An 11,414-nucleotide genomic window follows, 5' to 3' on the forward strand; every position below is an offset into this window, starting at 1 on the left:
ATTTGGCGGTGAGAGAGGGATTCGAACCCTCGATAGGCTATTAACCTATACACGCTTTCCAGGCGTGCTCCTTAAGCCACTCGGACACCTCACCGGGGTGCAATAGACGCTGCTATTGCGGGCGGCAATGCTAGCGGATGACTGCGGTGATGGCAAAGTGTTTTTCTCAAAGCTAGCGGTGGTAGACTCGCGCGACTAAGTAGCATGTCAACCGCTGCATCGCGTGTTGGCACTGAGGAAGCATATGTCTGCAGCACCATCCGATACACTCAAATCCAGTCAGTTAGCTTTAACCATCGGCGCTCTTGGCGTGGTGTTTGGTGATATCGGCACGAGTCCGCTGTATGCCATCAAACAATGCTTCAGTGTTGTGCCCGGACTTGATATTACCCATGACAACGTCATCGGCATTTTATCCATGGTGTTTTGGTCGCTCACGCTCGTGGTATCGATTCAGTACATCACGCTCCTCATGCGTGCCAACAACAATGGTGAAGGCGGCATTATGTCGCTGATGGCGTTGGTGCTGCGTGGCCGCTATAAGCGACCGTGGGCTAGACCATTAATGATTGTTTTAGGCTTATTCGGTGCCGCACTCTTTTTAGGCGACGGCATGATTACTCCAGCCATTTCCGTACTCTCAGCTGCGGAAGGCCTGAAAGTCGTTTCGCCCGACTTTGAACCCTTTATTATTCCCATCACGCTTGCCGTCATCACCGTACTATTTACCTTGCAACGCCATGGCACTGGCTCGATGGGCGCTTTCTTTGGTCCGGTGATGCTGCTTTGGTTCGGTACACTAGCCTTTCTCGGTGCCATAAATATCCGCCATGCGCCGGAAGTGCTCACCCTAATTAACCCGTATTGGGCAGTCATGTTTATTGAGGAACATGCCGGCGTATCAATGGTTATTTTTGGTGCCGTGGTACTAACGATTACCGGTGGCGAAGCGATCTACGCCGACATGGGCCACTTTGGTCATCGCCCCATACGCCGTGCTTGGTTTTATATGGCGTTTCCAGCGCTAGTGCTCAACTATTGCGGCCAAGGCGCTCTGCTTTTAGAGAACCCAGCGGCCATTGAAAATCCCTTCTTTTTATTAGCTCCAGATTGGGCGCTCTACCCTCTCATTATTTTCGCAACGCTTGCTACCGTAGTGGCATCTCAGGCCTGTATTTCAGGCGTATTTTCGATAGCCCGACAAGCCATGCTACTCGGCTATCTACCGCGCTTTGAAGTGCGCCATACATCTAATAAAGAGATTGGCCAAATCTACATCCCCTTCTTCAATTGGCTACTATTTGTTGCAGTCTGCATCCTTGTGATGACATTCCAAAGCTCAGAAAACTTGGCGGCGGCCTATGGCATTGCTGTGACCATGACCATGACACTGGATGCCATATTACTTATCGTGGTGGCTATTAAAATCTGGCATTGGCGCCCTGAGCTCGCAGCGCTATTAATCGTGCCGTTTATTCTGCTCGATATCGCCTACTTCTCATCGACATCACTGAAAATCATCCATGGTGGTTGGCTACCTGTGCTGATTGGCATCAGTGCATTTTTCATTATGGCAACCTGGAAGCGCGGTCGCGACAGCGTGCAGACACGTTTAAATAATGAAACCATGCCGCTGTCACTATTCGTCAATAGTATTGGTGCTTCTGCTGGGCAGACTGTGCAAGGCACGGCAGTGTTTATGAATAGCTCGCTAGAGCAGGTGCCGCATGCGCTATTGCATAATATGAAGCACAACAAAATCATTCATGAACGCAATATTGTGCTGCGTATCGCTACTAAGGATGTGCCCTTTATCGAAGATTCAGAGCGTCTAACCATCAACGAGATCAGTCATCATTTTTATCTCATCACGGCGAACTACGGCTTTAAAGAGCAGCCTGACATCGAGCAAATTTTTGCACTCTGCCGCAATCATTCGCTGAATTTAGACGTTATGGATACCAGCTTCTTTGTTTCGCGCGAACACATTATTCCCAACAAAGAAAACCCTATGCACCGCTTGCGGCAAATGCTGTACATCGTCATGGCGCGCAACGCTGTGCCGGTGACTGACTTCTTTAGCATTCCTAGCAATCGCGTCGTGGAGATGGGCACGCAGATTCGACTGTGACGCCCATGCTGTCTTATCACTGTAGATAGCAGCTGAGGCAAAGTCAGCATGGCCATTAAGTAGACGCGCGCTTCGAGCCCAAGATGTGGCAAACTTGGTTCAATAAAAACAACAAGGAGCGCGCCATGCCACCACCAATAGAGCGCCCAACGCCAGCGGACTCAAAAGAATCCAATGTCAAAAAAGTAGGCCTGCGAGATATTGCTCGCGGCGCTTTTGCCGCCATTCCCGACCTACTCACGGTTAATCGTGGCCTATTTGGCCTAGCCACACTCAAGCCCGAATCTGAAATGTCCATTGGCCGCGTGCTAGAGCGCTGGGCACGACAAACCCCCGACCGCGTTGCGGTGCAATGGCAAGACCGACGCTGGACTTATGCTGAGTTCAATAGCTGGGTCAATCGCCTAGCAGCCAGCTTCTCGCATCATGGCGTGCATAGCGGCGATACCGTCGCCATCTTGGCTGAAAATAGCCCCATGCAACTAGCCTGTGTCGCTGCTGCGGTGAAGCTTGGCGCAGTCGCCGGCATGCTCAATTTCAACCAACGCGGTGATGTCTTGCGTCATAGCATCGACCTCGTGAAGCCACGCATTTTAGTTCTCAGCGATGAGTGTAGCGATGCGCTAAAAAGCACCGGCTTAAGCTTTGAGACTCGCCCCGATATCGGTTTCTTTTGGGTGCAAGGCCAAGGTCATGCGCCCAGTGAAAGCGCCGACTGCCCCGTAGGCTTTACCGACTTAGCGCGCGATGCCGGCCGTCGCCGCAGCATCAACCCTGAAAGCACGCGCCATGTGCAAGCCCGCCAGCCCTGCTTCTTTATCTTCACGTCGGGTACGACCGGCCTGCCAAAAGCCTCGGTGATGACGCATTACCGCTGGCTCGCCTCGATGGCCGGCGTCGGCAACGCCACCCTACGCCTACGCAGCGATGACGTGTTTTATTGCTGCCTGCCGTTCTACCACAACAACGCGCTCACCGTAGCATGGGGCTGTGTGCTGTCGGCTGGCGCAACTCTCGCCATCGATCGCAAGTTCAGCGCCAGCCAGTTCTGGGATCGCCTACGCCATTACCGCGCGACTGGCTTCACCTATATTGGCGAACTGCTGCGCTATCTACTCAACCGCGATCCGCTCGACAATGACACCATGCACGACGTTCGCCTGATTACCGGCAATGGCCTGCGCCCAGAAATCTGGAAGCAGTTCCAGCAGCGCTTCGGCATCGAGCGGATTTACGAATTTTATGGGGCTAGCGAGTCCAACATTGGCTTTATTAATGCCTTTGGTGTCACTGAAACCGCCGGCTTTTCGCCTCTACCATTCGCCATCGTGCAGTTTGACGCTGACAGTGATGAGCCCGTGCGCAATACCAAGGGCCGATTAGTCAAAGTGAAAAAAGGCGGCGTCGGCTTATTGATTAGCGAAGTCAGTGAACGCCGACCTTTCGATGGCTATACCGACCCGGAAGCCGGTGAGAAAAAAATGCTGCGCGATGTCTTCAAAAAAGGCGACTGCTATTTCAACACTGGTGACTTAGTGCGCGACCAAGGCATGCGCCATATTCAGTTTGTTGACCGCGTTGGCGACACTTTCCGCTGGAAAGGCGAAAACGTCGCCAGCACCGAAGTTGAAGGTGCATTGGCCAGCGTTAGTAGCATCGCGCATGGTGCAGTCTACGGCGTATCTGTACCCGGCTGCGATGGCCGAGCAGGCATGGCAGCCATCACGCTCAAGCCCGGCATGAGCTTCGATGGCAAAGACGTTGCGGCCACATTAATAGCCAACTTACCGCGCTACGCCGTGCCCGTATTCATTCGCGTGCAGCCCGAACAAGAAACCACCGGCACCTTCAAATATCGCAAAGTCGAGCTCAAGCAATCCGGCTTCGACCCAAAAACTGTCGATGACGTTTGGCTTTTATTGCCGCGCGAAAATGTCTACGTGTCGCTGACGAAAAAAACCTTTGCCGATATTCACGCAGGACGCATTCAGCTCTAAGAGCTGAGCAGATATAAGGATAGCTACTATGACGCCACTTTCACCACCCGATAATATGTTTTTGCTCTTAGAGCGCCGCAATCAGCCCATGCACGTTGGCAGCTTATTGCTGCTCTCACCGCCCGAAGGTGCCGGCCCAAACTACGCCCAAGAGCTTGCCGAGTGGGCATTGTCGTATCGTCGCGCGCAGCCGCCATTCAACCAAAAGCTCACTAAGCGCTTCGGCATACCCTTTTGGGAAGAAGATACCGAGTTCGATTTAGAGGCGCACTTTCACCACATTTCGCTGCCTAAGCCCGGTCGTATTCGTGAGCTTTTAGCCATCGTTTCAAAGTTACATAGCGGCCTAATGGATCGCGCCAAACCCTTGTGGGAAATCTACATTATCGATGGTGTCGAGGATGGCCGAATCGCCGTCTATAGCCGTATTCATCACGCACTAATCGATGGTGTCGCTGGCATGCGCATGTTGCAAAAAGGCATGTCGCCAGACCCGCTCTGCCGCGACACCGTGCCTTTTTGGGCGATGCCGCCACGAAAAAAAGCTGCGCCAGAAGGCGTTGTCGCTAATGTCACAGCGCCTATTTCAAAAGCCAGTAAAGCTATGGGGGCGATTCGTGATCAAGCCGCCACTTGGCCACGCGTGACCAAAGAAATCATCAAATCGATTAAGGCTCGTGGCAACGATGCCGATTATGTTTCGGTGTTTCAGGCGCCACGTTCGATTTTGAATCAACCGATCAGCGCCTCGCGTCGATTTGCCGCCCAGTCATGGGATTTACCACGCATCAAAGCTACCGCTAAAAAGCATAACGCCACGCTCAACGACATTGTTTTGGCCATGTGCGCGAGTGCATTACGCCGCTATTTGACCGACTTAAATGCCCTGCCCGACAAGCCTTTAGTAGCGATGGTACCGGTGTCTTTGCGCAAAGATGACTCCGATGGCGGCAACCAAGTCGGCATGGTGTTAGCGAACTTGGCCACGCATCTGAGCCATCCGCTCGAGCGTCTCGATGCCATTGCGCGTTCAGTGCAAAACAGCAAAGACCGCTTCGCCAACATGAGCCAGCTCGAAATCATGAACTACGTTGGCACCGCACTGGCCGTCAGTGGCATCAATATGGCAACCGGCATCGCGCCGACTTGGCAGGCGTTTAATATCGTCATCTCTAATGTGCCGGGCCCGCGCGAAACGATGTACTGGAATGGCGCCAAGCTCGAAGGCATTTATCCGGTCTCTATCGCCATGGATGGTCAAGCGACCAATATCACCGTGGTGAGCTATGCCGAGAAGTTTGAGATTGGCATTATTGCTTGTCGCCGCACGCTACCGCATATGCAGAAGTTGCTGGCGTATTTGGAAGAAGGTTTGGTGGAGTTGGAAAACGCTTAAGCCTTCAGGGACGAGTATTGAGTTAGGCGAGGGAATGCGGCACGTCCCTCGCCTAACTACTTACTCAGCGATATCGCCTGGATCTAAAAAACCACCGGACTGGCGCGCCCATAGCTGCGCATAAAGGCCGCCAGCTGCCACTAGCTCATCGTGCGTACCAACTTCAATGATGCGGCCCGCATCCATCACCACCAGCCTATCCATGGCGGCAATGGTCGATAGCCTATGTGCGATGGCAATCACAGTCTTACCTTCCATCAAGCGATACAGATTTTCCTGAATCGCCGCCTCAACTTCTGAATCCAGCGCCGACGTTGCCTCATCGAGAATTAAGATCGGTGCGTCTTTCAGCATCACGCGCGCAATGGCCACGCGCTGGCGTTGGCCGCCCGAAAGCTTAACCCCACGCTCGCCTACATGTGCATCATAGCCTGTGCGATCTTTGGCATCCTTTAGCGACAAGATGAACTCATGCGCCTGCGCCTTACGCGCCGCCGCCTCGGTCATCTCCTGTGTCGCATCAGGGCGGCCATAGCGCAAGTTCTCGCTCACCGAACGGTGCAGCAATGACGTGTCTTGCGTAACCATACCAATCTGTGCGCGCAAGCTGTCTTGCTGCACATCGGCAATATTCTGCCCATCGATGACAATGCGCCCGCCAGCCACATCATAGAAACGCAGCAGCAAATTCACCAAGGTCGACTTGCCGGCACCTGAGCGCCCGACTAAACCAACTTTCTCACCAGCGGCAATGCGCAGGCTCAGATCCTCAATCACGCCACTTTGCTGGCCATAATGAAAGCTCATTTTGTCAAAAATAATCTCACCACGCGGCACACTTAAAACGGCCGCATCAGGCTTATCTTCAACCACTTGCGGTACCGAAATTGAGCCAATGCCATCCTTCACGGTGCCGATATTTTCAAACAGCGACCCTATTTCCCACATAATCCATTGCGACATGCCCGATAGGCGCAGCACCAAACCTAAGGCCAAGGCCACCGCACCAACCGATATTTCAGCCCCTAGCCATAGCCAAATCGCCAAACTGCCAACACTGAGCAAGAGCGCGGCATTGAGGCTATAGAGCGATAAGTTCAACCATGTTACTAAACGCATTTGCGCATAGACCGTGACCAAAAACTCACCCATACCCTCTCGGGCATAGCTCGCCTCACGCTGGGCGTGCGAAAACAATTTCACCGTCTGAATATTGGTGTAGCTATCGACAATACGCCCCGTCATTTGCGAGCGCGCATCGGCCTGTAGCTGGGCTACGCGCCCCATACGCGGCACAAAGAACTTCAGCATCAATAAATACAATAGCAACCAGGCAACTAGCGGAATGGCCAAACGCCAATCGGCATTAGCAAATAACACCAATGTGCCCAAGAAATAAACCACGATGTAGTTCAATACATCGAGCAGTTTGATCACGCACTCGCGCACCGCTAGTGCGGTTTGCATTAGCTTGGTGGCGATGCGACCAGCAAACTCATCTTGGTAAAACGCCATGGACTGACGCAACAAATACCGGTGTACCAACCAACGGATGCGCATCGGGTAATTGCCCATCAGGGTTTGATGGTTCAGCAGCGAATGCGCAGTGACTAATAACGGCAGGCCCAAAGCCACGGCGGCCATGGAGATGAGCTGCCAGCGCTGCGCCTCCATAAAAGTCTCGCGACTTTGCACCGAGAGCCAATTAACGATGTCGCCCAGAAAGCTAAAAAGCCAGACTTCAGCAATGGCCACCAGCGTCATCAAGGCCGCGCCCATGAGCAAATACGGCCATGCACCACGAGTGAAATATAAGCAAAATGCCAACAGCTCACGCGGTGGTTGCGTTAGCTGTTGCTCAGGAAAAGGATTTAAGCGGCGTTCAAACCAAGAAAACATGCCCTGCCTCGATAAATAAACAAGGCGGCTACTCTACCAGTGCAGCCTCACAATAGGCATCCCGCAGACTACGACGCTGTGGTGTTTCACCCACTTTCATGGCTATTGCAGTGAGATTTGCCTGCAACTCGATGCTCTCATGCGTTAACGATTGCCAAGTTGGCTCTTGCGATACAGAGAGTCGTTCGGCATTGCGCCAAACACCCTCTCGCCAAACAGCGACTAATTGTTGCGAAACCAAATTAACCGGCAAACCAAGATTTGCCACAATCGTCATCAGCGGATCATAACGCCGTCCAACTTCTCGCACGATGATGGGATAGGCTGTATTGAGCACGGTATTGAAGCGATCATGATCACGCTTACGGCTTTTGCCATTGGGCAGAGTTAAGCCGGTATTGGCCACTGCAAATGGCATATCGCGCTGCACATGAGCATTAATCGCGAGCAACATATCGTGGCCGCCACTCCAATTGCCGCTATTCGCCGCATCCATAGCCGTTTGCCAAGCCGGTGCAATCGGCTTACCTGCCAGATGATCGGTGATCATCTCGTCGTAAAGTGCATAGAACTGCAGCGCCTCAAAGCCAAGGCCTGCAGGGTCATCAAAAACGCTGGGATCTTCTTCTAGTTGCAAGCGCGTTTGCTTCGTTAGCAAACGATACACCGTAGGGAAAACGGCGCGGTGATCACAGCCGAAAAACTTCTCCCACTCCGCTAACTTGCTCTCCACCCAGCGCACACAAATTAGGCCATCAGCACCACAACGCTCGGCATAATCAGACGCAGGATCGGTTGCTACTAGCGGTGGAAGTAAGTCAGTGAGGGGAATATTGATCGATGGCTCAGCACGCGCAGCGCTATCAGTTGCAGCTGGCGTGCTCACGGCAGTGTCAGATGCGGCGCGGCTATCGCCACCGCAAGCTGCCAATACACTTATTATGCTGATGAGGAAGAAGCTAGAAACGTAACGGTTCATGTGATCGCTCATGCCATTTTTTATTATTAATGCGCAGACTCTACAACGACTAAACAAAACCACCAAATGTTGAATTTCTTCGAAAAAATCTAGGCATAAAAAAACGGGCCACTAGGACCCGTTTTTGACAAACCGCTAGCGCCCTAATGAGCGCGAGCTATTAAATCAGTTTGTCGAGCTGCGGCACGATGTCGAAGAGATCGCCCACGATGCCGTAATCGGCAACGGAGAAAATCGGAGCATCTTCATCTTTGTTGATCGCAACAATAACTTTCGAGTCTTTCATGCCAGCTAAATGCTGGATGGCACCGGAGATACCAACCGCAATGTAGAGCTGTGGAGCAACGACTTTACCAGTCTGACCGACTTGCATGTCGTTAGGCACAAAGCCAGCATCAACCGCGGCGCGCGAAGCACCAACAGCTGCGCCAAGTTTATCGGCCAATGAATAAAGCAAGTTGAAGTTCTCGCCATTGCCCATGCCACGCCCGCCAGAAACGACGATTTTAGCACCGGCTAATTCTGGACGATCCGACTTAGCTAGCTCTTCGCCAACGAAGCTTGATTTACCAGCATCTTGCGCTGAAGCCACAGCTTCAACTGCAGCCGAACCACCTTCAGCTGCGGCAGCGTCAAAGCCTGTAGGGCGCACGGTGATGACTTTGATGTCTTCAGTCGATTGCACAGTAGCAATGGCGTTACCAGCGTAGATAGGACGCTCGAAAGTATCAGCAGAGATAACTGCTGATATTTCCGAGATTTGCGATGCATCTAGCAAAGCGGCTACGCGTGGCAGAATATTTTTGCCGTTGGTAGTCGCTGGAGCCAATACGTGGCTATAGGACTTGCCGAGTTCAGCAACCAGCAGCGCCACGTTTTCTGGCAGCTGATGCGCGTAAGCAGCGTTATCAGCCAATAAAACTTTGCTCACGCCAGCAATTTTAGCGGCGGCATCGGCAGCAGCTTGGCAGCCTTGGCCAGCAACCAACACATGCACATCGCCACCGATTTTCACGGCAGCTGTCACTGTGTTTAAGGTTGCGCCTTTGATGGACGCGCTATCGTGTTCTGCAATAATTAAAGTGGCCATGATTAGATCACCTTCGCTTCGTTTTTCAGTTTATCGACCAGCTCTTCAACAGTTTTCACCTTGATGCCAGCGCTACGCTCAGCAGGGGCATTCACTTTTACTGTTTTCAAACGTGGCGTGGTATCGACACCGTAGTCACCAGGTGCTTTCGTATCCAGCTGCTTTTTCTTTGCTTTCATGATGTTTGGCAGCGACGCATAGCGTGGCTCGTTCAAACGCAAGTCGGTAGTAATTACCGCAGGCAATGTCAGCTCAACGGTTTGCAAACCACCGTCGATTTCGCGAGTCACTTTGGCTTTATCGCCAGCGACTTCTACGACTGAAGCAAATGTGCCTTGGGCAAAACCAGCCAACGCAGCCAGCATTTGGCCAGTTTGGTTGTTATCACCATCGATGGCTTGCTTACCTAAAACAACCAAACCAGGCTGTTCTTCATCGCAAATTCCTTTCAGAATTTTCGCGATAGCCAGCGGCTCAGCGACGTCATCGGTTAGCACCAGAATGGCACGGTCGGCACCTAGGGCCAGAGCAGTACGCAGTTGTTCTTGCGCAGCTTGTGGACCAACAGTGACCGCAATAATTTCAGTAGCGATGCCTTTCTCTTTCAGACGAACAGCTTCTTCTACCGCGATCTCACAGAACGGGTTCATGGCCATTTTGACATTGGCCAGCTCCACGCCGGAGTTATCCGCTTTCACGCGAACTTTGACGTTGTAATCGACAACGCGTTTGACAGCGACAAGAACCTTCATGGAATCCTCAGCTATTTAACGATTTAAACGAATGATGAACATGACGAGAAAAGGCGCGCAGCGCGCACAGACTGCTCTCGAAAGGCTCGGTATCTTGCAGTGTGATGCTTTAACGGTCAACCTGCCGACCGACGAAATACTCTTTAATTGCAAGCAAAGCGATTAAAAATCAATGCTTTGGCTTTTTACCCAAAACTTGTTTATTACCCATGCGGACAGCCACATTAAGCAAAAAGTCGAGAAATGGCTCTTTTTCACCAATAAATTGCGTGTAAAAGCCCGACTTAGTTAAGGCAGATGCGCCATGAGCTAAGGCCCATGCCGCAGCGATATGCCAAGACGGTGGCACATCGGCGAGCTTACCCGCCTTAATTTGCCCTTCCACCATGGCATACAGCGTATCCACGTTTGACGAACGGATAGCATGCAATTTCTCTAGCATGGTAGGCACAGCGCCATCGGCTACTAGTTTGCTTTCTAGGCGCTCAAACAATAAGTATTTGTCGGCATCCTTCACGCGAAAAGTGAAATATTCGCGCACCAAAGTTTGCTTATCTTCGGTCATGTCGATGCGAGCGAACATGTCCGCCAACTCATCTTCATAGCGGATCATTAACAACACATAGATTTCGTTTTTTGTTTCGAAATGCTTATAGATAGTGCCTTTGCCAATACCCACTTTGTCGGCAATCATTTCTACCGTGACTTTATCTTCGCCATGCTCAATGAATAGCGCTTGTGCACAATCGAGAATGTCTTGCTCGCGCTGACGAAATTCGCGCGCTTTCTGCGTGGCTTTGGCTAAGTCACTCATGCCAGCTCCTTGTGTCAACGAGAGATCCATATTCCCTCGTAGTCGGGCAAATAATCTATGAAGACAGCAGTTTAGTCTGCCATGGACCTTGGTGCTAGTACCAAGGGTGAGAGCGATTTCAGACCAAATAAGCGTTTGAAGTTCTCTGTGGTTGCTTCAGCCAACGCCTCCACACTCAAGCCACGCAGTTCAGCAATATGAGCGGCTGTATCTGGTAAGTACGCCGGCTCATTTGGCTTGCCGCGATTAGGAGTAGGTGCCAAATACGGCGCGTCAGTTTCAATCAGCAAGCGATCGAGCGGAATGCGCTTAGCCACTTCTTTCAATTCCAGCGCCTTATTAAAAGTCACAATGCC

At 51.9% G+C, this 11,414-nt stretch carries 9 protein-coding genes and 1 tRNA gene; 3 read left to right on the forward strand and 7 right to left on the reverse strand.

The window, feature by feature from the left end:
- Positions 1-3 precede the first annotated feature (3 nt).
- A tRNA-Ser gene (locus tag AC3DKE_RS07550) sits at positions 4-94 on the reverse strand.
- 150 nt (positions 95-244) lie between these two features.
- Between AC3DKE_RS07550 and AC3DKE_RS07555 the strand changes: the two genes are divergently transcribed.
- The 3 genes from AC3DKE_RS07555 (at position 245) to AC3DKE_RS07565 (ending at position 5,524) form a co-directional block, all read left to right on the forward strand.
- Entirely contained in the window at positions 245-2,131 is a 1,887-nt protein-coding gene (locus tag AC3DKE_RS07555) for a potassium transporter Kup (protein ID WP_487990333.1), read from the forward strand.
- Positions 2,132-2,256: 125 nt separating this feature from the next.
- Entirely contained in the window at positions 2,257-4,128 is a 1,872-nt protein-coding gene (locus AC3DKE_RS07560; RefSeq protein ID WP_487990334.1) for a long-chain-acyl-CoA synthetase, read from the forward strand.
- A gap of 28 nt (positions 4,129-4,156) precedes the next feature.
- Positions 4,157-5,524: a WS/DGAT/MGAT family O-acyltransferase gene (locus AC3DKE_RS07565; RefSeq protein ID WP_411730021.1), complete on the forward strand. Its 1,368-nt coding sequence runs from the start codon at positions 4,157-4,159 to the stop codon at positions 5,522-5,524.
- Between the two features lie 60 nt (positions 5,525-5,584).
- On the opposite strand, the gene AC3DKE_RS07570 is transcribed toward AC3DKE_RS07565, so the two are convergent.
- The 6 genes from AC3DKE_RS07570 to AC3DKE_RS07595 all read right to left on the reverse strand — a co-directional run.
- A complete protein-coding gene (locus tag AC3DKE_RS07570) occupies positions 5,585-7,423 on the reverse strand; it encodes an ABC transporter ATP-binding protein (protein WP_411730020.1) in 1,839 nt (612 codons plus the stop codon).
- 28 nt (positions 7,424-7,451) lie between these two features.
- Positions 7,452-8,402 (reverse strand): DUF5995 family protein, encoded by a 951-nt coding sequence (locus AC3DKE_RS07575; RefSeq protein WP_411730019.1) that lies wholly within the window; start codon positions 8,400-8,402, stop codon positions 7,452-7,454.
- Positions 8,403-8,562: 160 nt separating this feature from the next.
- Entirely contained in the window at positions 8,563-9,492 is a 930-nt protein-coding gene (locus tag AC3DKE_RS07580; RefSeq protein WP_484217310.1) for an electron transfer flavoprotein subunit alpha/FixB family protein, read from the reverse strand.
- A 2-nt stretch (positions 9,493-9,494) separates the two neighbouring features.
- Complete coding sequence (locus AC3DKE_RS07585; RefSeq protein ID WP_340675033.1) at positions 9,495-10,244, reverse strand: electron transfer flavoprotein subunit beta/FixA family protein; 750 nt, start codon at positions 10,242-10,244, stop codon at positions 9,495-9,497.
- A 169-nt stretch (positions 10,245-10,413) separates the two neighbouring features.
- Positions 10,414-11,058 (reverse strand): TetR/AcrR family transcriptional regulator, encoded by a 645-nt coding sequence (locus AC3DKE_RS07590; RefSeq protein ID WP_340675034.1) that lies wholly within the window; start codon positions 11,056-11,058, stop codon positions 10,414-10,416.
- A 71-nt stretch (positions 11,059-11,129) separates the two neighbouring features.
- The coding region (locus tag AC3DKE_RS07595; protein ID WP_487990336.1) for a TatD family hydrolase at positions 11,130-11,414 on the reverse strand (285 nt) is incomplete at its 5' end.

The sequence above is a fragment of the Paraperlucidibaca sp. genome (assembly GCF_982810325.1).

Coding starts and splice junctions, on each gene's coding strand:
- AC3DKE_RS07555 (WP_487990333.1), top strand. CDS start 245: ATGTCTGCAGCACCATCCGATACACTCAAATCCAGTCAGTTAGCTTTA.
- AC3DKE_RS07560 (WP_487990334.1), top strand. CDS start 2,257: ATGCCACCACCAATAGAGCGCCCAACGCCAGCGGACTCAAAAGAATCC.
- AC3DKE_RS07565 (WP_411730021.1), top strand. CDS start 4,157: ATGACGCCACTTTCACCACCCGATAATATGTTTTTGCTCTTAGAGCGC.
- AC3DKE_RS07570 (WP_411730020.1), bottom strand. CDS start 7,423: ATGTTTTCTTGGTTTGAACGCCGCTTAAATCCTTTTCCTGAGCAACAG.
- AC3DKE_RS07575 (WP_411730019.1), bottom strand. CDS start 8,402: ATGAACCGTTACGTTTCTAGCTTCTTCCTCATCAGCATAATAAGTGTA.
- AC3DKE_RS07580 (WP_484217310.1), bottom strand. CDS start 9,492: ATGGCCACTTTAATTATTGCAGAACACGATAGCGCGTCCATCAAAGGC.
- AC3DKE_RS07585 (WP_340675033.1), bottom strand. CDS start 10,244: ATGAAGGTTCTTGTCGCTGTCAAACGCGTTGTCGATTACAACGTCAAA.
- AC3DKE_RS07590 (WP_340675034.1), bottom strand. CDS start 11,058: ATGAGTGACTTAGCCAAAGCCACGCAGAAAGCGCGCGAATTTCGTCAG.